Annotated in this window: 23 protein-coding genes, 1 tRNA gene and 2 pseudogenes; 13 read left to right on the top strand and 13 right to left on the bottom strand. The window is 66.2% G+C overall.

The window, feature by feature from the left end:
* Nucleotides 1–11: 11 nt before the first annotated feature.
* The 5 genes from ACT53N_RS17160 to ACT53N_RS17140 all read left to right on the top strand — a co-directional run bounded on the left by ACT53N_RS17160 (nucleotide 12) and on the right by ACT53N_RS17140 (nucleotide 4,891).
* Nucleotides 12–323, top strand: coding sequence for a FliM/FliN family flagellar motor switch protein (locus ACT53N_RS17160; RefSeq protein WP_476065018.1), 312 nt, complete (start codon nucleotides 12–14; stop codon nucleotides 321–323).
* Between the two features lie 85 nt (nucleotides 324–408).
* Nucleotides 409–493 (top strand) — tRNA-Leu (locus ACT53N_RS17155).
* Between the two features lie 148 nt (nucleotides 494–641).
* Nucleotides 642–2,126, top strand: coding sequence for a magnesium transporter (gene mgtE / locus ACT53N_RS17150; protein WP_476065017.1), 1,485 nt, complete (start codon nucleotides 642–644; stop codon nucleotides 2,124–2,126).
* A gap of 105 nt (nucleotides 2,127–2,231) precedes the next feature.
* Nucleotides 2,232–3,530, top strand: coding sequence for a lysozyme-family localization factor SpmX (spmX, locus tag ACT53N_RS17145; RefSeq protein WP_476065016.1), 1,299 nt, complete (start codon nucleotides 2,232–2,234; stop codon nucleotides 3,528–3,530).
* A gap of 200 nt (nucleotides 3,531–3,730) precedes the next feature.
* On the top strand, nucleotides 3,731–4,891 hold the full coding sequence (locus tag ACT53N_RS17140) for an isovaleryl-CoA dehydrogenase (RefSeq protein WP_476065015.1): 1,161 nt from the start codon (nucleotides 3,731–3,733) through the stop codon (nucleotides 4,889–4,891).
* 107 nt (nucleotides 4,892–4,998) lie between these two features.
* Here ACT53N_RS17140 and ACT53N_RS17135 read toward each other — a convergent pair whose 3' ends face one another.
* Nucleotides 4,999–5,085 (bottom strand): hypothetical protein, encoded by an 87-nt coding sequence (locus tag ACT53N_RS17135; RefSeq protein ID WP_127847015.1) that lies wholly within the window; start codon nucleotides 5,083–5,085, stop codon nucleotides 4,999–5,001.
* A 55-nt stretch (nucleotides 5,086–5,140) separates the two neighbouring features.
* On the bottom strand, nucleotides 5,141–6,916 hold the full coding sequence (locus tag ACT53N_RS17130; protein WP_476065014.1) for a patatin-like phospholipase family protein: 1,776 nt from the start codon (nucleotides 6,914–6,916) through the stop codon (nucleotides 5,141–5,143).
* A gap of 170 nt (nucleotides 6,917–7,086) precedes the next feature.
* Here ACT53N_RS17130 and ACT53N_RS17125 point away from each other — a divergent pair, with 170 nt between their 5' ends.
* Genes ACT53N_RS17125 through ACT53N_RS17110 form a run of 4 tightly spaced genes read left to right on the top strand, consistent with a single transcriptional unit; the run spans nucleotide 7,087 to nucleotide 12,815 of the window.
* Nucleotides 7,087–8,679 carry a carboxyl transferase domain-containing protein gene (locus ACT53N_RS17125; protein ID WP_476065013.1) on the top strand — a complete coding sequence of 531 codons (1,593 nt, stop codon included), beginning with the start codon at nucleotides 7,087–7,089 and terminating at the stop codon, nucleotides 8,677–8,679.
* 20 nt (nucleotides 8,680–8,699) lie between these two features.
* Nucleotides 8,700–9,539 (top strand): enoyl-CoA hydratase-related protein, encoded by an 840-nt coding sequence (locus ACT53N_RS17120; protein ID WP_476065012.1) that lies wholly within the window; start codon nucleotides 8,700–8,702, stop codon nucleotides 9,537–9,539.
* Between the two features lie 18 nt (nucleotides 9,540–9,557).
* Nucleotides 9,558–10,841 carry a DUF3667 domain-containing protein gene (locus ACT53N_RS17115; protein WP_476065011.1) on the top strand — a complete coding sequence of 428 codons (1,284 nt, stop codon included), beginning with the start codon at nucleotides 9,558–9,560 and terminating at the stop codon, nucleotides 10,839–10,841.
* A gap of 9 nt (nucleotides 10,842–10,850) precedes the next feature.
* On the top strand, nucleotides 10,851–12,815 hold the full coding sequence (locus tag ACT53N_RS17110; RefSeq protein WP_476065010.1) for an acetyl/propionyl/methylcrotonyl-CoA carboxylase subunit alpha: 1,965 nt from the start codon (nucleotides 10,851–10,853) through the stop codon (nucleotides 12,813–12,815).
* Nucleotides 12,816–12,817: 2 nt separating this feature from the next.
* Here ACT53N_RS17110 and ACT53N_RS17105 read toward each other — a convergent pair whose 3' ends face one another.
* Nucleotides 12,818–13,399, bottom strand: a complete 582-nt coding sequence (locus ACT53N_RS17105) for a DUF4287 domain-containing protein (protein WP_476065009.1) — start codon at nucleotides 13,397–13,399, stop codon at nucleotides 12,818–12,820.
* Nucleotides 13,400–13,453: 54 nt separating this feature from the next.
* Here ACT53N_RS17105 and ACT53N_RS17100 point away from each other — a divergent pair, with 54 nt between their 5' ends.
* Nucleotides 13,454–13,888 carry an HIT family protein gene (locus tag ACT53N_RS17100; RefSeq protein ID WP_476065008.1) on the top strand — a complete coding sequence of 145 codons (435 nt, stop codon included), beginning with the start codon at nucleotides 13,454–13,456 and terminating at the stop codon, nucleotides 13,886–13,888.
* A gap of 170 nt (nucleotides 13,889–14,058) precedes the next feature.
* On the opposite strand, the gene clpA is transcribed toward ACT53N_RS17100, so the two are convergent.
* From clpA to ACT53N_RS17070, 6 genes and pseudogenes are all read right to left on the bottom strand, one after another.
* On the bottom strand, nucleotides 14,059–16,389 hold the full coding sequence (gene clpA, locus ACT53N_RS17095) for an ATP-dependent Clp protease ATP-binding subunit ClpA (RefSeq protein WP_476065007.1): 2,331 nt from the start codon (nucleotides 16,387–16,389) through the stop codon (nucleotides 14,059–14,061).
* Between the two features lie 13 nt (nucleotides 16,390–16,402).
* Nucleotides 16,403–16,732 carry an ATP-dependent Clp protease adapter ClpS gene (clpS, locus tag ACT53N_RS17090; RefSeq protein ID WP_012640501.1) on the bottom strand — a complete coding sequence of 110 codons (330 nt, stop codon included), beginning with the start codon at nucleotides 16,730–16,732 and terminating at the stop codon, nucleotides 16,403–16,405.
* A 42-nt stretch (nucleotides 16,733–16,774) separates the two neighbouring features.
* Nucleotides 16,775–16,915, bottom strand: a pseudogene (locus ACT53N_RS17085) (hypothetical protein); the annotation flags it as partial.
* Nucleotides 16,916–16,953: 38 nt separating this feature from the next.
* A complete protein-coding gene (locus ACT53N_RS17080) occupies nucleotides 16,954–18,210 on the bottom strand; it encodes a DNA polymerase IV (protein WP_476065006.1) in 1,257 nt (418 codons plus the stop codon).
* A gap of 8 nt (nucleotides 18,211–18,218) precedes the next feature.
* Nucleotides 18,219–19,109 (bottom strand): ROK family protein, encoded by an 891-nt coding sequence (locus ACT53N_RS17075; RefSeq protein WP_476065005.1) that lies wholly within the window; start codon nucleotides 19,107–19,109, stop codon nucleotides 18,219–18,221.
* Nucleotides 19,106–19,753, bottom strand: a complete 648-nt coding sequence (locus tag ACT53N_RS17070; protein ID WP_476065004.1) for a hypothetical protein — start codon at nucleotides 19,751–19,753, stop codon at nucleotides 19,106–19,108. Before ACT53N_RS17070 ends, ACT53N_RS17075 begins: the two co-directional genes overlap by 4 nt.
* A 121-nt stretch (nucleotides 19,754–19,874) precedes the next feature.
* Here ACT53N_RS17070 and divK point away from each other — a divergent pair, with 121 nt between their 5' ends.
* The 3 genes from divK to phoY all read left to right on the top strand — a co-directional run bounded on the left by divK (nucleotide 19,875) and on the right by phoY (nucleotide 23,392).
* On the top strand, nucleotides 19,875–20,252 hold the full coding sequence (gene divK / locus ACT53N_RS17065; RefSeq protein WP_096051803.1) for a cell-cycle response regulator DivK: 378 nt from the start codon (nucleotides 19,875–19,877) through the stop codon (nucleotides 20,250–20,252).
* Nucleotides 20,249–21,613: a PleD family two-component system response regulator gene (locus ACT53N_RS17060; RefSeq protein WP_476065003.1), complete on the top strand. Its 1,365-nt coding sequence runs from the start codon at nucleotides 20,249–20,251 to the stop codon at nucleotides 21,611–21,613. Before divK ends, ACT53N_RS17060 begins: the two co-directional genes overlap by 4 nt.
* A 90-nt stretch (nucleotides 21,614–21,703) precedes the next feature.
* Complete coding sequence (phoY, locus tag ACT53N_RS17055) at nucleotides 21,704–23,392, top strand: alkaline phosphatase PhoY (RefSeq protein WP_476065139.1); 1,689 nt, start codon at nucleotides 21,704–21,706, stop codon at nucleotides 23,390–23,392.
* Between the two features lie 113 nt (nucleotides 23,393–23,505).
* Here the strand turns inward: phoY and rpmG are convergent, their stop codons facing one another.
* The 4 genes and pseudogenes from rpmG to ACT53N_RS17035 all read right to left on the bottom strand — a co-directional run bounded on the left by rpmG (nucleotide 23,506) and on the right by ACT53N_RS17035 (nucleotide 25,076).
* Nucleotides 23,506–23,673 (bottom strand): 50S ribosomal protein L33, encoded by a 168-nt coding sequence (gene rpmG / locus ACT53N_RS17050; protein ID WP_010920317.1) that lies wholly within the window; start codon nucleotides 23,671–23,673, stop codon nucleotides 23,506–23,508.
* A gap of 81 nt (nucleotides 23,674–23,754) precedes the next feature.
* Nucleotides 23,755–24,195 (bottom strand): DUF6265 family protein, encoded by a 441-nt coding sequence (locus tag ACT53N_RS17045; RefSeq protein ID WP_476065138.1) that lies wholly within the window; start codon nucleotides 24,193–24,195, stop codon nucleotides 23,755–23,757.
* 46 nt (nucleotides 24,196–24,241) lie between these two features.
* Nucleotides 24,242–24,332: pseudogene (locus ACT53N_RS17040) on the bottom strand (hypothetical protein); the annotation flags it as partial.
* A 15-nt stretch (nucleotides 24,333–24,347) separates the two neighbouring features.
* Nucleotides 24,348–25,076: an NUDIX hydrolase gene (locus tag ACT53N_RS17035; protein ID WP_476065002.1), complete on the bottom strand. Its 729-nt coding sequence runs from the start codon at nucleotides 25,074–25,076 to the stop codon at nucleotides 24,348–24,350.
* Between the last annotated feature and the right edge of the window lie 122 nt (nucleotides 25,077–25,198).

The raw sequence follows: 25,198 nt of genomic DNA, 5'->3' as shown, positions 1-25,198 counted from the left end.
CGGCCTTATTCTTGCAATCCTCGACGCCGCGACCCGCTTGGTCGCGCGTGTCAGTTCAAGGGTCTTACTTCGTGAGCCAGGTCAACGCCGTCAATGTCGAGATCTCGGTCCTCTTGGGTCGTTCGATCCTGCCGATGCAGCAGCTTCTGCGCATGGGCCGGGGCGCGGTGATCCCGCTGGACGCCAAGACCAACGACGAGGTCTGGATTCTGGCCAACAACCACCCGATCGCGCGTGGCGAAATCCAGATCAGCGACGAACGGATCGCCATCCAGGTGACCCGCGCGGCTGACGTCTACGACTACATGGCCGGCGGCAGCTGATCCGTCGCACGGCGGAGAGCGACATTCTCCAACTTCCGGCTTCCCAAAGCCGATTCAGTTTGCTACCAGCCGCCCCTCACCACGAGCGGTCGTGGCGGAATTGGTAGACGCGCAGCGTTGAGGTCGCTGTGGGGCAACCCGTGGAAGTTCGAGTCTTCTCGACCGCACCAAGGTGAACAAGAGTAGGGCGCGCTTGGCGAATTCGGTTTCCGACTCGCTGGGGGCGCTCTAATCGTTTCAGGCCTTGATTTCGCCTCAGGGTCACTTGATCGGACCAGCCCAACGAACCCACGCGCTCTGAGAGCTCAGGAGGCCCCCATGACCCGGGACACCGCCGAACTGAACGACGACGTGCTGGACGACATGCCGCTGGGCCAGGTTCCGCCGCCCCAAATCCCGCTGCCCAAGTCCGAGACGCCCGAGGAACTCGAAGACCTCGCGCTCGGCGACGACTACGCGCTCAATCCCGAATACGTCGAGATGGTGATCGACGCCGCCGACAGCGGCGATTCCAAGCGCCTGCGCGAGCTGGTCGGGGCCCTAGATCCCGCCGACGTCGCCGACCTGATGGGCTTCCTCACCGCCGACTATCGCGAGCAGGTGATTCCGCTGCTGGATCCCGAAGCGCTGGGCGAGATCATCTCGGAGATGGACGACAACATCCGCGAGGAGGTGCTGGAGGCCACGCCGTCGGTGACCCTGGCCCGCGCCCTCGAGGAGCTGGACACCGATGACGCCGCCGACGTCATCGACGACCTTGACGACACCAAGCGCTTCCAGGTGCTGGCCGCCATGGGCGAGACCGACCGCGCAGCCATCGAGACGACCCTGTCCTACGAGGACGAGACCGCCGGTCGCCTGATGCAGCGCGAGTTCCTGGCCGCGCCGGAGTTCTGGACGGTCGGTCAGACCATCGACCACGTCCGTGAGGCCGGCGACCAGCTGCCGGAGCTGTTTTTCGACGTCTACGTCGTCGATCCGACCTTCAAGCCGGTGGGGGCGATCCCCATCAGCATCCTGCTTCGCAGCCGCCGCCAGACGCCGCTGGCCGAGCTGATGGAGGCGGTCACCGAAATTCCGGTCGAGATGGACCAGGAAGAGGTCGCCTACATCTTCGATAAGTATCACCTGATCAGCGCCCCGGTGATCGAGCCGGGCGGGCGCCTGGTGGGCCAGATCACCGTCGACGACATCGTCGAGGTCATTCGCGACGAAGCCGAGGAAGACATCCTGGCCCTGGCCGGTGTGTCGGACGCGGGCCGTGACGCCTCGGTGATCGAGATCGTCAAGTCCCGCCTGCCGTGGCTCATGCTGAACCTCGGCACCGCCACCCTGGCGGTGAGCGGCGTGGCCATCTTCCAGGATGAGATCGCCCAGCTGGTGGCCCTGGCCATCCTGATGCCGATCGTCTCGTCGCTGGGCGGCAACGCCGGCACCCAGACCCTGGCCGTGGCCGTGCGCGCTCTGGCGAGCAAGGAGCTGACCCCCGCCAACGCCCGCCGGATCGTGGCGCGGGAGCTGCTGGTCGGCCTCGTGAATGGTCTGTGCCTGGCCCTGGTCATGGGCGCGGCGACCTACATGTTCTTTGGTCCCTCCGACCACCACGACAAGCTGGCGATCATCGTCGGCGCGGCCTTGATCACCAACATCTTCACCGCTGCGCTAGGCGGGATCCTGATGCCTCTGGCGCTGGAGAAGATGGGGCGCGACCCGGCGGTCTCCTCCTCGATCTTCGTGACCTTCCTGACCGACTTCACCGGCTTCTTCGCGGTGCTCCTCATCGCCTCGCTGCTGCTGCACTGAAGATTTCTCGCCTGCCGATACGCCCAGCAGGGGAAACTGGCGCCGACCTTGCGCCGAGACAGGCGAACGCATCCGCGTCTGTCTCAAACTGGGTCAATCTAGGCGATGAAACCGCGTCATCAGGTCTCCCGGGCCGCCGTCGATCTCATCAAGAGATTCGAAGGGTACCGTCAGAAGGCCGCGCAGCTCCCCGACGGGCGCTGGACGGTCGGCTATGGCCACACCCTGACCGCCCGCGAGGGCGCCTCCGTCTCGGAAAAGGACGCCGAGGCGCTGCTGCTCTACGACCTCATCTCGGTCGCCCATTCGGTGAACGAGCACACCTACGCGCCGCTGAACCAGAACCAGTTCGACGCGCTGGTCTGCTTCGCCTTCAACATCGGCCTCGATAACTTCCTCCGCTCGGGCGTGCTGCGCCGGATCAATGAAGGCTCGCTCCTGCAAGCGGCGTGCGCGATGGAGATGTGGCGCAAGGCCGACTTCGAAGGAGAGCGGATCGTCATCGACGCGCTGGTCCGCCGCCGCGCCGCCGAGAAGACTCTCTTCCTGACGCCGGCCAACGGCGAATGGGTGCCGGCGCCGAGTCCAGTGCTGCGCCCGAAGGTCGACTATGACGCCAGCTGCGCCGTGCCCAAGCAAACGCCGGCGGCCGTCAATACGCGCACCGAAGGCGACCGGCTGATCGCCGAGCGCGAGGAAGGCCTGCCGCTGACGGTGGTCGCGCCGGAAGACGATGGTCCGACCGCCACCGAGCAATCGGCCGCGGCGGTCGCCGCCCGCCTCGAGGCGATCCTTCCCGAAGCGCCGGTCGCGTCCACGCCGGCGGCCAAGCCGGTGATCCGCCAGGATGATCTGGGCCTGCCCGAACCGCCGGTCCCGACCCAGCCGGCCGAGGCCGAGCCGGCGCCGGCGCTGTTCCAGGCCGAACAACCTGCGCCCTTCGAACCAGCGCCGACGGCGCCGGTCGAGTTCACGCCGTTCCGCCTGACGCCGCAAGCCAGCGACGTAGCCGAGGCGGAGCCGCTGGCGGAGTCGCCGGCCCCGCCGCGCGCCGCGCCGAGCGAGCCGACCCTGTTCGCCGCCTCGGCGGCCGGCTCGTCGGTTTTCAACCTCGATGGGTTCTCGACCAGCGAAGACGCGACCATCGGCGTGATGGACGTGCCGCTGGTCGAGCCCGAGCAGCCCCGCTTTGGCAACACCAGCCTGCTGGTGAGCCTTGGCATCCTGGGCCTGGCGCTGTTTGGCGGCGGGGTTCTGTGGATCCTGACCGTTGCGGCCGGCTCGGACGGGCAGGTGAAGCTCTTCGGCTACGGCGCCAGCATGGTCGGCGCGATCTGCTTCGTGGTTTCCGCTTACCTTCTGCTGCGCCGCCTGGCGGGCCCCGACGTGAGCGACGAAGAGTAGGTTTCTTTGCCTCCCACCCAGAGGCAGGAGAAAGAACGCCCGCTGGTCTTCGGGACTGGCGGGCGTTTTTGCTATTGGACGTCCGTTTTCTGGTGGAAATCGACCGCGATCGGATGCAAACGCTGTCTCAGTGATGAGCCAGAGCGTGACAAGCGCTGAAACCGCCCACATCTTCCGTTCGGGCGCTCGGGAAGGAAACAGTGTCGATGACTTTCGCTCCCTCGATGGACTTCGCCCTTGGTGAGACCGCCGACGCGATCCGTGAGACCACGGCGCGCTTCGCCGCCGACAAGATCGCGCCGATCGCCGCCAAGGTCGACGAGACCAACAGCTTCCCGCGCGAGCTCTGGATGCCGATGGGCGAGCTGGGTCTGCACGGCATCACGGTCGAGGAAGAATTCGGCGGTCTGGGCCTTGGCTATCTCGAGCACGTCGTGGCGATGGAAGAGGTCAGCCGCGCATCCGCCTCGGTGGGGCTCAGCTACGGCGCTCACTCCAATCTCTGCGTGAACCAGATCCGGCGTTGGGCGACGCCGGACCAAAAGCGTCGCTATCTTCCCAAGCTGATCAGCGGCGAACACGTGGGCTCGCTGGCGATGAGTGAAGCCGGATCGGGCTCGGACGTCGTGTCGATGAAGCTGCGGGCCGAGCAGGTGGGCGATCGCTATATCCTGAACGGCACGAAGTTCTGGATCACCAACGCCCCGCACGCCGACACGCTGGTCGTCTACGCCAAGACCGGCGAGGGCAGCCGTGGCATCACCGCCTTCCTGGTCGAGAAGGGCATGAAGGGCTTCAGCGTATCCAAGAAGCTGGACAAGATGGGCATGCGCGGGTCGGACACCGCCGAGCTGGTGTTCGAGGACTGCGAGATCCCGGAAGAAAACGTCATGGGGCCGGTCGGCGGCGGCGTCGGCGTCCTGATGAGCGGTCTCGACTATGAGCGCGCGGTGCTGGCGGCAGGGCCGCTGGGCATCATGCAGGCCTGCCTCGATATCGTCCTGCCCTATGTCCGCGACCGCAAGCAATTCGGCGCGCCGATCGGCTCGTTCCAACTGATGCAGGGCAAGATCGCCGACATGTACGTCGCCCTGAACTCGGCGCGGGCCTATGTGTACGCCGTGGCCAAGGCCTGCGACGCGGGCAAGACCACCCGCTTCGACGCCGCCGGCGCGATCCTGATGGCGTCTGAAAATGCCGTGAAGGTCTCGCTGGAGGCGATCCAGGCTCTGGGCGGCGCGGGCTACACCAAGGAATGGCCGGTCGAGCGCCTGCTGCGCGACGCCAAACTCTACGACATTGGCGCGGGGACCAATGAGATCCGCCGCTTCCTGATCGGACGGGAGCTGATCGGCGGCTGATCCTGCGATCGCGACATGAAAAGGGCCGCCCCGATCGCTCGGGGCGGCCCTCCATCGTCGTAGCCGCCTTCGCAGCCTGTGACTTGAAACCCTTGGCGCTCAACGCCTTAGGCGGAGACCTCGCTCTTCGGGCTCCAGGTCACGACTTGCGACCGCGGTTGGAGACAATGAGACACTGGATCACCTCCTTTCAGATGTTGAACAACACAAGGCAGATATTGGACCGGTTCTCGCGAAAGGGAAGGGGCTTCATCTAGGCCAGCCGGGACTAAACGTCGCGCGGCGCTCGGCCAGGCTCGGTCGCTTCCGCAGGTCGGTGATGGGGCGATGCACGCCGTCCAGCGCGAAGCTCGCGGCGACATAGCCGGCCTTCACCGCCGGCTCGAAGGCGCGCCAGTCACGGATATCGATCCCCTCCAGCTTTGGGGTGATCAACACGTCGGTCGCTTCGCGGGCGGCGGCGAGATCCCGGCCCGTCGTCACGGTGGCCGCACGCATCAGAAGCGCCACGATCGGCGGCCCCTTGCGCCACTCGCCCGAGAAGAACCAGTTCCACAATGAAGGGGGGGGCACGATGTCGGCGCTGGTGATGCTGCGGCCGCGCGTCACGTCGACACCGACGATCGGGCCAAGCTGGAACGACCGCATCACGTCGGCGGGGAAGTTCTTCATGACCGCGCCGTCCACCAGAACCTGGCCCTTGTCCGTGGCTGGCGGTAGAACGCCGGGCAGCGAGATCGAGGCGCGCAACGCTTCCTGCAGATCTCCGGTGCGGTGCAACTGGTAAGAGCCGGAAGTCAGGTTCGACGAGACGCAGAAGAACGGCAGCCACAGATCGCTGATATCGACCGAGCCGAAGTGTTCGGCCAGCCGGTCGCGAACCTTTTCGCCGCGCGTCATGGCGATCATGGGGAAGGCGATATCGTCCAGCGGACTGGTGTCGACAAAGGCCTTGCGGATTCTGGCTTCCAGTTCGCCATCATCCCACCCCATGGCGATCCCGGCCGCGACGATGGCGCCCATCGAGGCGCCGCCCACAAAGTCGATCGGAATGCCGCGCTCGCGCAGGGCCTGGATGGCGCCGATATGGGCGTAGGCTCTGGCGCCGCCGCCCGACAGCACCAGTCCGACGGACTGTCCGGTGAGCACGCGGGCGAGCCGCTGAAGGTCGGCCACCCCGTTTTCGCGCAAGTGAAACAGTCGGGCGGCCTGGGTGGCGGCCATCCAGACTTCAGAGCCCGAGGGACAATCGAGGTTTGCGGACTGCAGCAGGATGAGGTCGACGAGCCGCTGCGCCTGCAAAGGACCCGAGGCATAGGAGGGGATCGTCGTCGGGGGGGCGCGATCGCCTCGCCCCACACGGAACAGGTGGTCCACCTGACGCCCGACAACATGCTTCCAAGCGGTCTCGTCAGCTTCCGCAACGTACAGAACGAAATCATGTTCGCGTTCGACGTTGCTGAACCATTCAGTCGGCGCGAGCAGCGACTCGCCGCCCTCGACGGTGACGGAGTATCCGAGGGCCTCGATACAGCGCCCGAGCCGTTCCACGACCGGCCGGATCGCCGCCCCGGGTTCGACGGCGATGAACCCGAACACCGACGGATCACCGATCGCCGCGTGAGTCTGAGCCTGCCGGGCGCGGCGGATCATCAGCCGCGACAGTTCCAGCATGACCGTCGGGTCGTCCTCGGCGGTTTCGAAGAAGTCGTCGCGAGGCAGCGCCAGGACCTCGCTGTCTCGCAAGGAGACCATGCTGGCTGAGTGCGCCGTGCCGCCGACCAAAGCCATCTCACCCGCCGGTTCGCCGGGGCGGATCACGCCGAGAAACTGGGGCTCCTGGCCTTCCTCACGGCGGAAGGCGCCCAGGCGTCCGGTCTTTAGAAAATAGAGGTGGTCAGCCGCCTCGCCAGGCTCGAAGAGCGTCGCCCCGCCGGGCAGGGAAAACCAGGTCGCCGCCCCGGTTCGCCGTGCGCGGGCGAAGAGGCGCGCCAAGGCCGAGTCGTCGGGCAGGGGCGTTTCCACGGCGCGGACGCTAACCCGAACCGGCAGGCTTGACCACAAGGGCCCGTTCAGGCGCAACTGTTGATCGCGCAAGCGAAATGGTCGAGAACGGTTTTGGCTCGGAATCTTTGGGTTCGGGGTCCAAAAAACTCCGACTTCCGGGGCAGGGTGGAAAAGGCTAAGCGTCGGTCATGCCGAAGTTGAACTCCGTTATCGACGCGTCGAGCGACGCCTTCGCCAAGAATGCGGCCCACAACCGGGCGCTCGTGGATGACCTGCGCGCCAAGGTGGCGCAAGCGGCGCTGGGCGGACCCGAAAGCGCCCGCGAGCGACACACCTCGCGTGGCAAGCTTTTGCCGCGTGACCGCGTCGAGCGCCTGCTGGATCCGGGCTCGCCGTTCCTGGAAATCGGCCAACTGGCCGCCTGCGACCTCTACAACGGCGAGGCGCCGGGGGCGGGGATGATCTGCGGGGTTGGCCGGGTTTCAGGCCGCGAGGTCATGATCGTCGCCAATGATCCCACGGTGAAGGGCGGCGCCTACTTCCCGATGACGGTGAAAAAGCACCTGCGCGCCCAGGAGATCGCCGCGCAGAACCGCCTGCCTTGCGTCTACCTGGTCGACAGCGGCGGCGCGAACCTGCCGCACCAGGCCGAGGTCTTCCCCGATCGCGACCATTTTGGCCGCATCTTCTTCAATCAGGCGCGCATGAGCGCGGCCAGCATCCCGCAGATCGCCTGCGTGATGGGCTCTTGCACCGCCGGCGGCGCCTATGTGCCGGCGATGAGCGATGAGACAGTCATCGTCCGCAACCAGGGGACCATCTTCCTGGCCGGTCCGCCGCTGGTGAAGGCGGCGACTGGCGAGGTCATTTCGGCCGAGGAGCTGGGCGGGGCCGAAACCCACGGTCGTCGCTCGGGCGTCGTCGACCACGTCGCTGAGAACGACGAGCATGCTCTGGAAATCGTTCGCTCCATCGTCGCCAACCTGAACACCACCAAGCCCGAGCAACTGGTGCTGGCCGATCCTGAGCCGCCGGCGTACGACCCCGAAGAGATCTACGGGATCGTGCCGACCGATGTGCGTGCGCCCTACGACGTGCGTGAGGTGATCGCCCGCATCGTCGACGGCAGCCATTTCGACGAGTTCAAGGCGCTGTACGGCACGACGCTCGTCTGTGGCTTCGCGCGCATCTGGGGCCAGCCGGTGGCCATCCTCGCCAACAATGGCGTGCTCTTCAGCGAGAGCGCGCTGAAGGGCGCGCACTTCATCGAACTGGCCTGCAAGCGCAAGATTCCGCTGATCTTCTTGCAGAACATCTCGGGCTTCATGGTGGGCGGCAAGTACGAGGCAGGCGGCATCGCCAAGGACGGCGCCAAGCTGGTTACGGCGGTCGCTTCGGCCGAGGTGCCGAAGTTCACCGTCCTGATCGGCGGCAGCTTCGGGGCGGGCAACTACGGCATGTGCGGCCGCGCCTACAGTCCGCGCTTCCTGTTCACCTGGCCCAACAGCCGCATCTCGGTGATGGGTGGCGAGCAGGCCGCCAGCGTGCTGGCCACCGTCCACCGGGACGCCGCCAAGTGGACGCCGGAGGAGGCCGAAGCCTTCAAGGCGCCGATCCGCCAGCGCTACGAGGACGAGGGCAACCCCTACCATGCGACGGCGCGCCTCTGGGATGACGGGATCATTGATCCGGCGCAAACCCGCGACGTGCTGGGTCTGGCCATCTCTGCGTCGCTGAACGCGCCGATCCCCGAGACCACCTTCGGCGTTTTCCGGATGTAGATTCCAGGAAGGACTCCCAGATGACCAACCCGATCGCCGATCCCATCGTCGAGGTGCCTGACACCGACGCCATGAGCCCGCTGGTTCACATGGACAGCACGCCCGACGGCGCGGTCACTGTGTGGATCAACCGGCCGGAGAAGAAGAACGCCTTTGACGCCGCCACGATCGCGGCGCTTCGCCAGACCTTTGAGACCTTGCATGGGGCCGAAGGCGTCCGCGTTGTGTTCCTGCGCGGGGTCGGTGGCGCGTTTAGCGCGGGCGCCGACCTCTCGTGGATGGGCGCGGCCGTCGAGTGGGACGAGGACGACAACCGCCAGGACGCGCTCGAACTGGCCCACATGCTCAAGGCGCTACATGACATCCCGGCGCTTACTGTGGCGCTGGTCGAAGGTCCCGCTTTTGGCGGCGGCGCGGGTCTGGTTGCGGCCTGCGATCACGCCCTGGCCTTGGTCGACGCCAAGTTCGCCTTCTCGGAGGTGAAGCTTGGTCTGACACCGGCGACGATCAGCCCCTATGTCATCCAGGCTCTGGGCCCGCGCACCGCCAAGCTGCTGTTCGCGACTGGCCGCGTCTTCGACGCTGATGACGCGTGGGGCTTTGGTCTGGTCGACGAAGTGTTCGAGGATGTCGCCAGCCTGGAAGCCGCGCGAGACGCCCTGATCGCCGAAATGGCCCCCTGCGCCCCCGGCGCGATCGGCGACGCCAAGGCTCTGGTCAACGACTTTGTTGGTCAAAAGCTCGACAAGGGGCTGATCGAAGAGAGCGCTCGTCGGATCGCGCGCCGCCGTGTGTCGCCCGAGGGGCAAGAAGGCGTGCGCGCTTTCCTCTCACGTCGTAAACCCGCTTGGTCTGAATAGACTCAACCGGGGGGCATTATGACGGGCGCGGATCTGGAAGCAGCAGCAGCGGACTCGGCGGCGAGTTTTGTTCGCCCGAGGAAGCGGCCGTTCACGCAGCAGGGAGAGCCCTGCAAGAACTGCGGAACGGCTCTTGAGGGCTGGTACTGCTACAACTGCGGCCAGAACGCCGATACGCACCATCGGTCGATCCTGCATCTTATCTGGGAGGCCATTGAGGGGATGTTCCACCTCGATGGCCGCCTGGCCAACACCTTGCCGCTGCTGTTCTTCAAGCCGGGCAAGCTGGCCAAGGACTACATGGAAGGACGGATTGCCCGGCACGTGCCGCCCTTCCGCACCTTCCTGGTCGCGCTCTTGCTGTTCATCTTCGCCGCCGAGCACGCCATCCACGGCGCCAGGCACGAGATGGAGTTGAAGGAAGAGCAGGAGATCGCGGCGCTGGCCACGCCCGAAGGCCGCAAGGCCAAGGCCGATGAGATGCGCCGGACGGCGGGCGAGGTCCGCGCTGAACGCCTTAGGGAACTTGCCGCTGCGCGCGACGCGGACCTGAAGGAAGCCGGGGCTGATCCGAAGGCGATCGCCGCCGAGTATGCCGATGACGTCAAGCGGGCCGAAACCCGCTACGCCGACAAGATCGCGGAAGCCAATGCGCTCCAGAGCAACCCGAACGCCGCCGCTGAGGCGCGCGCCAAGGCCGAGAACAAGGGTGCGGATACGGCCAAGCAGATCCGCGACATTCAGTTCGACGACGAAGAGATTTTGCCGAACGGCCAGCGCAAGCTGACCGGGACCACGATCGACGGCGTACAGGTCAATGTCACAGTGCCTGGCGAGAAGGTCGGTGACGCCAATCCGACCAAGGCCGCGACAGAAGGCTGGTTCAAGGAGAACCTCGCCAAGGCTGTTCAGAATCCCGACTACTATCTGGTCGTGATGTTCGGCTGGGCGCATCGCCTGGCGGTGTTGCTGCTGCCGATCATGGGGCTGAGCCTGGCGCTCGTTTATGTGAACCGCCGGCAGTTCTTCATCTACGACCATCTGCTGGTGGCCACGAACCTGATCTCGTTCTCGTTCCTGGTGAACGCGATCGGCTTTGTCCTGCCTGCGCCGCTGATGGCCCCGTGGTTCGTGCTGATCTCGCTCTGGGCGCCCGTCAACCTGTTCCAGACGCTACGCGGCGGCTATGGCTCGACCATCGTCGGCGCGCTGTTCAAGACGTTCGTCGTTTGGATGTCGAGCGTGATGGCGTTCGGCTTGTTGGTGTCCGGCCTGATGCTCTTCACCCTTTCCCAGATGTAGGGTCCCGACTTGCTCTCCTCAGTTCTGATCGCCAACCGTGGCGAGATCGCCCGTCGGATCATCCGCACCGCCCGCGAGCTGGGCGTGCGGACGATCGCCGTCTATTCCGAGCCGGACGCTAATGCGCCGTTCGTCATGGAGGCCGACGCGGCGATCCTGATCGGCCCGGCGCCGGCCAGGGAGAGCTATCTGGATCCACGCAAGATCCTGGCGGCGGCCAAGCAGATGGGCGCCGAGGCCATCCATCCCGGCTATGGCTTTCTCTCCGAGAACGCCGAGTTCGCCCAGAGCGTGATGGACGCGGGTCTGGTTTGGATCGGCCCGCCGCCCTCGGCGATCCGCGCCATGGGCCTGAAGGACGCCGCCAAGGCGGTGATGATCAAGGCCGGCGTGCCCACCACGCCGGGCTATCTGGGCGAGGACCAGTCGGTCGAACGGCTAAGCGCTGAAGCCGCCAAGATCGGCTATCCGGTGCTGATCAAGGCTGTGGCCGGCGGCGGCGGCAAGGGTATGCGCAAGGTCGAGCGGGCTGAGGACTTTGAGGCTGCGCTTGGATCGTGCCGCCGCGAGGCGTCCGCCGCCTTCGGCGACGACCGCGTGCTGCTGGAAAAGTACGTCACCCGCCCGCGTCACATCGAGGTGCAGGTGTTCGGCGACAGCTTTGGCAATGTCGTCCACTTGTTCGAGCGCGACTGCTCGCTGCAGCGCCGCCACCAGAAGGTCATTGAGGAAGCGCCGGCTCCCGGCATGGACGAGGCGACCCGGGAGGCCGTCTGTGCGGCGGCGGTCAAGGCCGCCAAGGCCGTGAACTATGTCGGCGCCGGTACGGTCGAGTTCATCGCCGACGCCAGCGAGGGCCTGCGCGCCGACCGGATCTGGTTCATGGAGATGAACACCCGGCTGCAGGTCGAGCACCCTGTCACTGAGATGGTCACCGGCCAGGACCTTGTCGAATGGCAACTCCGCGTGGCTTCTGGCGAGCCGCTGCCGCTGGAGCAGGACGAAATCACGCTGGACGGCTGGGCGATGGAGGCGCGGCTCTACGCTGAGAACCCGGCCACGGGCTTCCTGCCCTCGACCGGCAAGCTCAAGCATTTCCGACTGCCGGAAGGCGATGTCCGGGTCGACAGCGCGGTTGAGGAGGGCGGCGAGGTCACGCCGTTCTACGACCCGATGATCGCCAAGCTGATCGCCCACGGCGCCGACCGCGAGGACGCCGCCCAGCGTCTGGCCGAGGCCTGCGCCCTGGTCGAGGTGTGGCCGGTCAAGACCAACGCCGCCTTCCTGGCCAAGTGCGCCAGCCATCCCGACTTCGTCGATGGGGCGGTGGACACCGGCTTTATCGAAGCGCGTCTCGATGAGCTCACTGAACGCGCCTTCAGCGACGAGCCGGCCATGGCCGCGATCGGCTGGCGGCTGGATAGCTTCCTGGAAGCTGAAGCCCGTCGCGATCCGTGGGAGCCGGCGCCGTCCAAGCTGCTCGGCTTCCGCATGAACGCGCCGCGGGCGTCGATGCACTTGCCGATGTCGAGCGACGGCAAGGCCATGCCGCTGCGCGTGGCTCTGATCGGCGGCGGGACCGAGGACTGGTCCTGGGACATCCGCCATGCCGACGGCTCGACCTTCGACGAGGTGACGCGTCTGCCGACCACCTATGGCAAGGGTCCGATCCAGGTGTTCGAGGGCGGAGACGTCCAGGAGTTCGACTTCGTCGCCAAGGTTGGCGGCGCGGGCGAAGGCGGAGCCTCGGACGGCGCGATCCTGTCGCCGATGCCGGGCAAGATCGTCTCGGTCGCGGTTGCGGCCGGTCAGGCCGTGAGCAAAGGCCAGACCCTGCTGACGCTCGAAGCCATGAAGATGGAGCACGCCATGGCTGCGCCGTTTGACGGCGTGGTGGCCGAGCTTTCAGCGACCGCTGGCGGCCAAGTCAGCGAAGGCGTTCTGCTGGCGCGCCTGGAGCCGGCCAAGGCGTAGTCCTAGGAGCGTTCCCAAGCCGCTTTGAGCAGCGCTTTTAGCGGGGCGTCGACCTCAGCGGGCGAGGCCAGAAGGAGCTTTGCCTTGAGGCGCTCGGACCAGCTCTCGTTGCGGGGCTCGGCCAGGCGTCCGGAGGCGTCTGGCGTCAGCGCGAGGCCCAGGGCGACACCGCCACCCTTCAGCGGCTTGGCGGCCGCGAACTGGCTCTTGCGGGACCAGGCGGTGTAGCCCTTGCGCTGGCCGGCCACGACGTCGGGCAGGTCAGCGATCGCCGCCTCCAGAGCCTTGAGGACGGCGGCCGATGCCGGGTCTGTCCATAGCGCCGCGCGCAGGCCGTCCGCGTCGTCCCAGCCCATGTCAGAGGGGAAGGCGACGCCGAAGATCGTCGCCGCGCGGTTCTGGCCTATCCCATAGGTCGCCTTCAGCCAATCGTTGCGCGCCTTCGGTCGCGTTTCCGGGCACTCGCGGCGAACCGTTTCGACCCATTGCTCCAGAGTCTTGCCGGTCTCGCGCTCCAGGTTGGCGCGGACCGAGGCGAACCATTTTGTTTGCTGCTCGGTGAGGCCCTGAGGCTTGCCGTCCATGGTTTGCGCGCCCCCTCGCGTTTGCTACGACCATGCCATCATAGGGAGACGGTCATGAGCCTCGACGGACGCTACGACACGGACAACATCTTCGCCAAGATCATCCGCGGCGAGATCCCCAGCGTGAAGCTGTTCGAGGACGACAAGGTCCTGGCGTTCATGGATGTCTTTCCGCAGTCGCGCGGCCACGCCCTGGTGATCTCCAAGGTCAGCCAGGCGCGCAACATCCTGGAGATCGAGCCCGAGGTGCTGGCCGACCTGATCGCCGCGACCCAGAAGCTGGCCCGAGCGACCGTTACGGCTCTCAAGCCCGACGGTGTGGTCGTCACCCAGTTCAACGGCGCGCCGGCCGGCCAGACGATCTTTCATCTGCACTTCCACGTCATCCCCCGCTACGAGGGCGAGACCTTGGGCCGTCACGGCGAAGGCGGCATGGCCGATGTCGCCGAGCTGAAGGCCTTGGCGGAAAAGATCAGCGCCGCGCTTTAGTGGAAAGACAGGGCTGCTTTTGGTGCTCGCCGGCGACGGCATTCGTCCTCACCCTGAGCCTGTCGAAGGCGAGGGCGGCTTCCACGGCGCTATCGGCGTGACAACCTTTGCCTAGACAGCAAAAAGGCCCGGATCGCTCCGGGCCTTTCGCTTTAGAGCTGGTCGCTGGCCTATTCGGCCAGGGCCGGTTCGGCTTCGTCGGTCTTGCCAGCCTTGGGCGCGGCCGAGGCGTCGATCTCGAAGTCGATCTTGCTGTCCTTGAGCACGACCTTGACGTGGCCGCCGCGCACCAGACGTCCAAACAGGATGTCGTCGGCGAGGGGCTTCTTGATGTGCTCCTGGATGACCCGGGCCAGCGGACGGGCGCCATAGAGCTCGTCGAAGCCGTTCTTGGCCAGCCAGTCGGCGGCGTCGTCACTGAGTTCGATCGTGATGTTGCGGTCGGCCAGTTGGGCTTCCAGCTGCATGACGAACTTCTGCACCACCTGGCGGATGATCTCCGGCGTCAGGGGTTTGAAGGCCACGACGGCGTCCAGGCGGTTGCGGAACTCCGGCGTGAACAGGCGCTTGAGCGCGGCCTCTTCCTCGCCTTCGACCTTGCTGCGGCCAAAGCCGATCGAGTTACGCTGGGCGTCGGACGCGCCCGCATTGGTGGTCATGATCAGGACCACGTTGCGGAAGTCGACCTTCTTGCCGTTGCTGTCGGTCAGGGTGCCGTTATCCATCACCTGCAGCAGGATGTTGTAGACATCCCCGTGCGCCTTCTCGATCTCGTCGAGCAGGACGACGGCGTGCGGGTGCTGGTCGACCGCGTCGGTCAGCTGACCGCCCTGGTCGAAGCCGACATAGCCGGGAGGGGCGCCGATCAGGCGGCTCACGGTGTGGCGTTCCATGTACTCCGACATGTCGAAGCGCAGCATCTCGATGCCCAGGGTCTGGGCCAGCTGCTTGGCGGCTTCGGTCTTGCCGACGCCGGTCGGACCGCTGAACAGATACGAGCCGATCGGTTTGTTCGGTTCACGCAGGCCGGCGCGGGCCAGCTTCATGGCGGCGGCCAGTTGGCTCAGGGCCTCGTCCTGGCCGAACACGGCGCGCTTGAGGTCGCTTTCCAGCTCCTTCAGCGCCTCGGTGTCCGACTTGCTGACCGACTTCGGCGGAATGCGGGCGATCTTGGCGACGACGCTTTCGATCTCCTTCACGCCGATGGTCTTCTTGCGGCGGCTTTCCGGCAGCAGCATCTGCGAAGCCCCAGCCTCGTCGATCACGTCGATCGCCTTGTCGGGCAGCTTGCGGTCGGTGATGTACTTGGCCGACAGCTCCACGGCGACCTTGAGGGCGTCGTTGGTGTACTTCAGCTTGTGGAAGTCCTCGTAGTAGGTCTTCAAGCCCTTGAGGATCTTGATGGTGTCTTCCACCGTCGGTTCGTTGACGTCGATCTTCTGGAAGCGACGGACCAGGGCCCGATCCTTCTCGAAGTGCTGGCGGAACTCCTTGTAGGTGGTCGAGCCCATGCAGCGCAGGGTGCCCGAAGCCAGGGCGGGCTTCAGCAGGTTGCTGGCGTCCATCGCCCCGCCGCTGGTCGCGCCGGCGCCGATCACGGTGTGGATCTCGTCGATGAACAGCACCGCGTTCGGGTGGTTCTCCAGTTCCTTGACCACCTGTTTCAGGCGTTCCTCGAAGTCGCCGCGATAGCGGGTGCCGGCCAGCAGCGCGCCCATGTCGAGCGAGTAGATGGTGGCGCCTTCCAGGACCTCGGGGACCTGGTGGGTGACGATCTTGCGGGCCAGGCCCTCGGCGATGGCGGTCTTGCCCACGCCCGGATCGCCCACCAGCAGCGGGTTGTTCTTGGTGCGACGGCACAGGATCTGGATCGCGCGCTCGACCTCGTTGGCGCGGCCGATCAGCGGGTCGACCTTGCCCTGGCGAGCCTTCTCGTTGAGGTCGACACAATAGGCCTCAAGCGCCTCGCCGCCGGTCTTGGTGGTCGACTTCTCGCCGTCCTCCTCGGTGGCGTTGGAGCCGGAGCTCGCGCCCTTGACGGCTTTGGATTCAGAGGCGCCGGCCTTCTTGGCGATACCGTGGGCGATGAAATTCACCGCGTCGTACCGCGTCATGTCCTGCTCCTGCAGGAAATAGGCGGCGTGGCTTTCGCGTTCGGAGAAGATGGCGACCAGCACATTGGCGCCGGTCACTTCCTCGCGGCCAGACGACTGGACGTGTATCACCGCGCGCTGGATGACGCGCTGGAAGCCGGCGGTCGGCTTGGCGTCCTCGTCATCGTCGACGACGAGCGAGGTTAATTCGACGTCGAGATAGTTCGACAGGCTCTTCTTCAGCGCGGCGAGGTCGACATCGCACGCCCGCATCACGCCGGCGGCGTCCTCGTCATCGGTGAGGGAAAGCAGAAGGTGCTCCAGCGTCGCGTACTCGTGCTTGCGCTGGTTGGCGTACGCGACGGCGCGGTGCAGGGACTCTTCCAGGGGGCGCGAAAAAGAGGGCAACGGGGGAGGCTCCTCAGTCCTTTTCCATGGTGCACTGCAGGGGGTGCTGATGGCGTCGCGCCGAGTCGATGACTTGGGCGACCTTGGTTTCTGCGACTTCGTAAGTGTAGACACCGCAGACACCGACACCGTTCTGGTGAACGTGCAGCATGATGCGAGTAGCGTCTTCACGCGACTTGTTAAAGAACCGTTCGAGCACGTAGACGACGAACTCCATGGGAGTGTAGTCGTCGTTGAGAATTAGAACTCGATAGAGCGAAGGCTTCTGTGTCTTCGGCTTCACTTCCGTGACGACCGACGACCCGACGCCGTTACCTTGCCCGCCTTGCTTCCGCTCGGCCATCGACTTGTTCTCTCCCGGCGGGCAAATCACCCGCCTGCCATGGATTAGATATGGAAACGCGGCGGCTTTGGAAGAGCCCGAAGCACCACTGCGCCGCTTTAGCACAGAGGCGCCTCGGTTTTCGGCTTCACGTTTGGGAGAGCGAAGGCCGCGCGCGAACGGTTCCAACGATGAAGCGTCCAGATGGTGGCCGAGGTCCCGTCATGCAAGTGGGCGCCCGCTTACCGCCCCTTCAGCGCGCGGCCGGTGACGACGGCGGCGGCGCCGAACTTGCCGCGCAGGGCGTCGATGGCGGTTTCGCTCTTCAGGGCGCGGCGCTCGTCGTCCGCGAACATGTCCGCCCCGGCCGTGTCGGCGTCGACGAACTCGGTCAGGCCCGCGCCGATCAGGCGATAGGCGAGACCCCGTGGTTCGGCGGCCAGGAGCTCGCGCGCCACCTGGAATAGGGTGCGTGCTGTCTGGGTCGGCACCGCCAGCGTGCGGCGGCGCGTGTGGATCTTGAAGTCTGGGGTGCGTAGTTTCAGCGTCGCGACGCGGCCAGCGACGCCTTCCTTGCGCGCCTGCTTGGCGACCTTCTCACAGAGGGGCCACAACTCGTCCTCAAGATCCTCGCGCTTGTGCAGGTCGTCGTTGAAGGTGGTCTCGGCGCTGATGGTCTTGCGGGCCTGGTCGGGGTCGACGATGCGGCTGTCCTGGCCGTGCGCGAGGCGATGCAGCCGCATGCCGCCCGAGCCCAGGCGATTGGCCAGGAGCTTCAGGTCGGCGGCGGCGATGTCGCCTACGGTGCGCAGGCCGATTTCGGCCAGGGATGCGACTGTGGCCGGACCCACCCCAGGCAGGATGTTGACTGGCTTGCTGGCCAGGAAGGCCTGCGCCTCGGCCGCACCGATCGCCGAGAAGCCGCGCGGCTTGTCCAGCTCCGAGGCGATCTTGGCCAGGAACTTGTTCGGAGCCAGGCCCACCGAAACCGTCAGGCCGATGTCGCGCTCGATCTCGGCCTGCAGCCGGGACAGCATTTCGGCCGGCGTGGCGCCGTGCAGGCGCTCGGTGCCCGTCAGGTCGATCCACGCCTCATCCAGGCTCAGCGGCTGGATCAGCGGGGTGAGCCTGTCGAGCTTCTCGTGGATCCGCCGGCTCTCTTCCTTATACTTGGCGAAGTTGGGCTTGATGACCACAGCGTCGGGGCACAGCTTCAGCGCCTTGAACATGGGCATGGCCGATTTGGCGCCGCTCATCCGGGCGATGTAGCAGGCGGTGGTGACCACGCCCCGCTTGCCGCCGCCGATGATCACCGGCAGGTCGCGCAGGGACGGGTCGTCGCGCTTCTCCACCGAGGCGTAGAAGGCGTCGCAGTCCATGTGCGCGATGGAGAGAGTCCCCAGCTCCTCGTGGAACACCGTGCGTGGCGAGGCGCAGGACGGACAGCGCGCGACCTTGGTCTCGCCGGTCCATCCGCAATCGCGGCACAGGGACTTCATGCTGGCGCCTAGGCCTCAGGCGGCCAAAGCCAGACGGCGCCGCGCACGCCCGAGCTGTCGCCGTGGCGGGCCTTGCGGACCGGGGTCTCGAAGACGTCGGAGAACACGTGCGGCGCGATCGCGGCCGGCAGGCGCTCGTACAGGGCGTCGACGTTCGACATGCCGCCGCCCAGAACGATCACGTCGGGGTCGATCAGGTCGCAGACCACGGCCAGCGAGCGCGCCAGACGGTCGACATAGCGATCCAGCGCTGCGCTGGCCTTCTCGTCGCCTTCGCTGATCGCCTGCATCGCCGCCTGTCCGTTTGCGAAGCCGGCGTCACGGGCGAAGGCGGGGCCGGCGATCCAGGTCTCCAGGCAGCCCTTGCGGCCACACCAGCAGTCGGGACCAGGATATTCCGCGGGCCCGGGCCAGGGGAGGGGGGAATGGCCCCATTCTCCGGCGATCCCGTTGTGGCCATTGAGGATTTTGCCGTCGACGACCACCCCGCCGCCGCAGCCGGTGCCGGTGATGGCGGCGAAGACGACGGACGCGCCGGCGCCCGCGCCGTCAGCGGCTTCCGACAGGGCCAGGCAATTGGCGTCGTTCGCCAGGCGCACTGGCCGCGCCAGGCGGGTTTCCAGGTCTTCTCCAAACGGACGGCCGTTCAGGTATGTGCTGTTGGCGTTGCGGATCAGGCCCGTGCGAGGCGAGATCGAGCCGGGAATCCCCAAGCCCAGTCGCGCGCAACTGGCGCCCGCCATCGACTCCGCGTCGGCGACCAGCGCGGCGACGACCTCCAGAGCCTCTTCATAGTTTCCCGGGTTGGGCTTGCGCACCCGGGCCACGAAGTCGCCGCCCGCATTCAGCGCGGCGACTTCGATCTTGGTGCCGCCAAAGTCCACGCCAAAGCGGATCATCGGAAAAGGCGCTCCTCGAGCGCGGTCTTGAGGGTGGGCCATTCGTCAATGCGAGCATGACGATCTGGCGCGGAGGGGGCGAACGGGCGCAGGCGTTCGTCGCTGACCATCTGGAAGCGCCCGACCTGCGGGGCGCTGTTGGCCACCGATTCCAGCTGCGGCAAAAGGTCGTCGATGAAAACGACCGGACCGGTCGTGCGCGAGGCCAGCTCCGCTGCGGGCGGACCCTTGGGGCCGCTGTTGATCACCAGCGGATAGTCGAAACCGTGCGTCTTCAGCCACTTGGCGCGCGCGATCCGGCCGTGCTCCGGCGCATTGGTCAGAATCACCACTTCGGCGCGGGTCGACAGGTCGGCGAGGGCGTCGGCTGCTCCATGCGCCGGATCCAGGTCATCGGCCCCGTCGCGGAAGAAGTCGTCGAACAGGGCTTTGCCGGCGATCATGTCCAAGTGTTCGGTTTCGCCGGGGCGATAGATGTTCTGGAAAAGGGCGAAGCGGTCGACGCGCAATTCAAAGCCTTGGCGGGCGACGAAGGCTCCGAAGCCGCGCATGAATTGCGCCAGTACCTCGTCGACATCGACGATGACCAAGGGCGCGGTGGCCGAGATGACGCAGGCCTGGAGGTCGGAGTAACGCGGTTCCATGAGCTCGGATCGTTAGGGCTGAACGCGATTAGCGCGGGCTTAAGGATATCCGTGCGATCAGGTTCTGGAAGACGGCGCGAATCCCTAGGCGTCGCCACGTGACCGCATGGTCGGGGTAAGGATGACGAAGAAGGTCCTCATCGTGGAGGATAACGAGCTGAACATGAAGCTCTTTCATGATCTGCTCGAAGCCCAGGGTTATGAGACCCTGCAGACCCGCGAGGGTCTGTCGGCGCTATCCATTGCCCGCGAAAACAAGCCAGACCTGATTCTGATGGACATCCAGCTCCCCGAGATCTCGGGCCTGGAGGTCACCAAGTGGCTGAAGGAAGACGACGACCTGGCCCACATTCCGGTGGTGGCGGTGACCGCCTTCGCCATGAAGGGCGATGAGGAGCGCATCCGCGAGGGCGGCTGTGAGGCCTACATCTCCAAGCCGATCTCGGTCGTGCACTTCCTCGACACCATCAAGCGCCTGCTCGAAAGGCAGCCTGCATGAGCGCCCGGATCCTCGTCGTCGACGACATCGAGGCCAATGTCCGCCTGCTCGAGGCCAAGCTGACGGCTGAGTACTATGAGGTTTCCACCGCCATGGACGGGCCGACGGCCCTGGCCATGGCCGCCCGCGATCTGCCCGACATCATTCTGCTGGACGTCATGATGCCCGGCATGGACGGCTTTACCGTCTGCCGGAAGCTGAAGGACGATCCGGTCACCCGCCACATTCCGGTGGTGCTGATCACCGCGCTCGATGGGCGTGGCGACCGCATCCAAGGCCTGGAGTCGGGCGCCTCGGACTTCCTGACCAAGCCGATCGACGACGTCATGCTGTTCGCCCGCGTGCGCAGCCTGACCCGTTTCAAGCTGGTCATCGACGAACTGCGCCAGCGCGAGGCCTCGGGCCGCCGCATTGGCGTTATCGCCGGCGCCGCCGCGCGTCTGGACGGCCTGGGCGGCCGGGTTCTAATTGTCGACGACAACGAGCGCCAGGCTCAACGCGTCGCCGCCGAACTGGGCGTCGAGCATCGCCCGGTCGTCGAAAGCGATCCTGAGAAGGCGAAGATCAGCGCCAGCGGTCCTGTCGATCTGGTCATCGTCAACGCCGCCGCGAAGGGTTTCGACGGCCTGCGCTTCACCGCCGCGCTGCGGTCCGAGGAACGGACCCGCCAGTTGCCTGTGCTGGCCATGGTCGATCCGGATGATCGCGGCCGCATGGTCAAGGCGCTGGAAATCGGCGTGAACGACATCCTTTCGCGCCCAATCGACCCGCAGGAGCTGTCCGCGCGCGTCAAGACGCAGATCCAGCGCAAGCGCTACACCGACTATCTGCGCAACAACCTGGATCATTCGCTGGAGTTGGCCGTCACCGACCAACTGACCGGCCTGCACAATCGTCGCTACATGACCGGCCAGCTCGACTCGCTGGTCAAGCGCGCGACCCTGGGCGGTGATCCGGTCTCGGCCCTGCTGATCGACATCGATTTCTTCAAGAAGATCAACGACACCTTCGGCCACGACATCGGCGACGAGGTGCTCCGCGAGTTCGCCCTGCGTCTGGCCTCGAACGTCCGCGCCATCGATCTGCCTTGCCGCTATGGCGGGGAAGAATTCGTGGTGATCATGCCTGACACCGCCTTGGGTGACGCCCTTCGCATCGCCGAGCGAATCCGGATGCATGTCTCCGGTTCGCCGTTCAAGGTGGCCCACGGCAAGGAAATGCTGAACGTCACCATCTCGATCGGCGTCTCGGCGACGGCGGGCGAGGGCGATACGCCCGAAGCCCTGCTCAAGCGCGCCGACGAAGGCGTCTATCAGGCCAAGGCGTCCGGTCGGAACGCCGTGGTCGGCAAGGCCGCCTGAGCCTAGGGCGCCGAGCGCGCATTTCACGACTGAAACGCTTCCGTCCTTGCACGGATGACGGCTTCGGGCGAAATCGCTCTAATGAAGAAGATGCTTACCTGCGGCGTCATCGCCGCCGCCGTTTCCGTCGGCTTCGTGGCACAGGCCCAGCCGGTCATGAGCAAGCCGTCGCCCAAGCTGGTGGTCGTCATCTCGATCGACCAGTTCAGCGCCAACCTCTACGCCCAGCATCGGGCCGAGTTCACGGGCGGCCTGAAGCAGCTGAGCGCCGGGATCGTCTATCCGAATGGCTACCAGTCGCACGCCTTCACCGAGACCTGCCCTGGCCACTCGACTCTGCTGACGGGCAAGCATCCCAACAAGACCGGCATTAGCGCCAACGATTGGTACGACAAGACGACGGGCAAGACCGTCTATTGCCTGGCCGATCCGAGCGTCACTCTGGCGGATGACCCCAAGGGCAGGGCGGTTTCGCCGGCCAACATGGTGGCCACCACCTATGGCGACTGGCTGAAGGCCGTCTCGCCCAAGAGCCGCGTGTTCGGCGTTTCGGGCAAGGACCGCGGGGCGCTGACCATGTCCGGCCACGCGGCGGACGGCCAGTTCTGGTATCAGCCGGGCTTTGGGTTCACGACCTTCGTCCGCGAGGGGCAAACCGCCGAAGAGCGCCTGAAACCTGTCGCGGCGTTCAACGCCAAGCTGGCGGCCGATCTGAAGAAGCAGCCGTTCGTCTGGGACTATGCCCGCAGCCCGCTCGACGCAGTGACCGGGGGCGGCTCGGCCAAGCGCTGCAAGGCCTTGGAAGCCGACTACGAGACCGGCGGCCGCAAGTGGCGCGCGGCCCTGCCGTTGCCCGCTACGACCAACGAAGCGGACAAGCGTCGCGATCTCTACGCCAGTCCCTATACCGATCAAGTGACACTGGAGCTGGCGACGGCCCTGCGCGAGGCTTACGGGCTGGGCGATGGCCCGCAGGTGGATGTGCTGACCGTCAGCCTGTCGGCCACCGACTTCATCGGTCACCGTTTCGGAACGCGCGGTCCGGAAATGTGCGACCAGATCGCCCGGCTGGACGAGCGCCTGGGCGCCTTCCTCAAGAGTCTGGAGAAGGTGAAGGGCGGGGTGCTGGTGGCGCTCAGCGCCGATCACGGCGGCGCCGACATGGCCGAGCGCCTGCACGACGAGGGCTTTGACTATGAGCGCGTCATCGGCCGGCCGTGGATCGCCAAGCTGAACGCCCAGGTCCGCAAGCAGCTGGACCTGTCGTGGGATCCGCTGAACGCCGAGGGCGGCCTTGACCAGATCTATGTCGTCGGACCCGATCGTAAAGCGGTGTCGGACGTCGAGCGCGCGCGCATCACCGCCGCCGCCCTGCCGCTGATCAACAGCGACCCCGCCGTGGCCGGCGCGTTCGACTCGAACGCGCTCTTCACGATGGAGGCCGCGCCGGCCGGCGCCTCGCCCGAGGAGCTGTCGCTGGCCGAGCGGCTGCGCCGCAGCATCTATCCGGGCCGGGTGGGCGACATCCTGGTGGCCTTCCGCCCGGACCGCGTGCCGGCGACCGCCGGGCCGACCTATGTCTCGACCCATGGCAGCCCCTGGGACTATGACCGCCGTGTGCCGATCCTGTTTTGGTGGAAGGGCGCCAGCCCGCACGAGCGCGTCTTGCCGCTCGACACCGTCGACATCGCGCCGACGCTTGCGGCCGTCACGGGCGTGAAGCCCCCCGCCGACATCGACGGCAAGTGCCGGCCGTTGGTCTACGGCGAGGGCTGCTGAGGCTAGCGGCGCTGGCGGCCCCGAAGCGGGTCGCCAGCGCCGGACTCCAGACAAAACAAAACGCCCGGCTAGCGATAGCCGGGCGTTTCAATGTCGTGGCGCGAAAAGCGATCTTACTTGATCTTGCCTTCGCGGAACTCGACGTGCTTGCGGATGACCGGGTCGTACTTCTTCAGCACCATCTTCTCGGTCTTGGTGCGGGCGTTCTTCTTGGTGACGTAGAAGAAGCCGGTGTCCGCCGTCGAGTTCAGGCGGATCTTGATGGAAGCCGGTTTGGCCATGGTCGAATCCCTGCGGTGGTCGCGCAGGTTCCCGCGCGTTGGAAATGAGAGGCGCGGAACATACTCATCGGCGGCTCAAAGTCAATTGCCGGCGGGACACCGCTTGTAAGGAAAGTCCGCCGACCGCTCCTGACCATTCACGGAACCCTCGATCCGCGCCACCAGCGTGTTCTTGTCCGCCAGCCGGTAGAGAATCCGCTGGGGGAAATCGTTTGTGGGGTTCTCGAAGGTGACGGCGTTGGCGGCCACATCCCTCAGGGCGAACGCCGTCTCGGCCTGGCCGGACGGAATCACCACATAGCGCAGGCCGCCGTCGTCACCGGGGACGATGCGCATGAACTCGAACTCCCGCAGCTTGCCGTCGCGCACGCTGCGGCTCATGCCGATCATCGCGCCGCCGGCGGGGGCCAGCCACTGCTCCTCGATCTTCGTGCCGTTGGGACGGGTCAGCGTCCAGCAGCCGTTGAAGAAGGCGAGCTTGTCGATGTCGGTGGGCGCGGCCGGTGTGACGGCGAGGGTCATGGCGATGAGAGAGCCGATCATCGGTGTTCCCCAAAGGAGCCCAGAGTTAGCGAACCTCGTCCTTCGACAAGCTCAGGATGAGGTTCGCGACGGACCCCACCGCAAGTCGTCCTCACCCTGAGCCTGTCGAAGGGCGAGGACGCCCCCGACCGCTAGAGATGCGTCAAGTGGCGCTTGCCGTTCAGGAAGCGCATGAACGGGGCCGGACGTCCAGTCTCCGCCAGCCGCTGGCCAATCTCATGCACGACAAAGCGGGTGATGTTGGGCAGGTCCAGGGCCATGGCTTCCTGGAAGTCGACCCAGGCGATCTCGTCCAGTTCGCCGCAGTCGGGGCGGCGGTCCAGCGACAGCAGCGACTCGGCCGAGGCCATGAAGAACCGCGCGTCGAAGCGGCGGGGGCGATAGGGCGGGGTGATGGCGCGGGCTACGAAGCTCAGCGGCGCCAGGTCGGGCAGGGCCCCCTGGGCCAGGAACGGTCGCCAGGGACCGGCGCCGGGTCGCTCCGGCGCGGGCTTGGCGAGCAAGAGGCCCGTCTCCTCGAAGGTTTCGCGCACCGCCGCCAGCGCCAGGGCGCGGGCCAGGCGCGCGGGCTTGGGGTGGCGGGGCTCCAGCTCCAGGCGCGTGACGACCTCGGTGTCGAGTTCGGTGGCGCTGGGGGCGTCGTAGTCGGTGCGGTCCACCCGTCCGCCTGGGAACACCCACTTGTCGGGCATGAAGGCGTGGCCACGGTTGCGGCGGCCCATCAGAAGGCGCGGCTGAGGACCATCGGTCCGCACAATGATCAGGGTGGCCGCATGCCGGGGCTTCAGCGCGACGCCGGTCTCGCGCGTCGCGCCGTCGTTGATCGTGTCGAATTTCGCGTCAATCGGCGGCAGGCTCATAGGCTCAAGGTTAGACCCATCCGCGCGGCTGCATAGGGAGACGTAGCGTCAAGGCCGCTTGCGGCTTGACCCTTCGCAGCGACGCGTCTCAAGCTCGCGCCGCTTTTCCTGGAGGGGTGATG

The sequence above is a fragment of the Caulobacter sp. DMC95 genome, from assembly GCF_056313785.1.
This window is presented reverse-complemented; position numbering and strand designations above follow the sequence as displayed.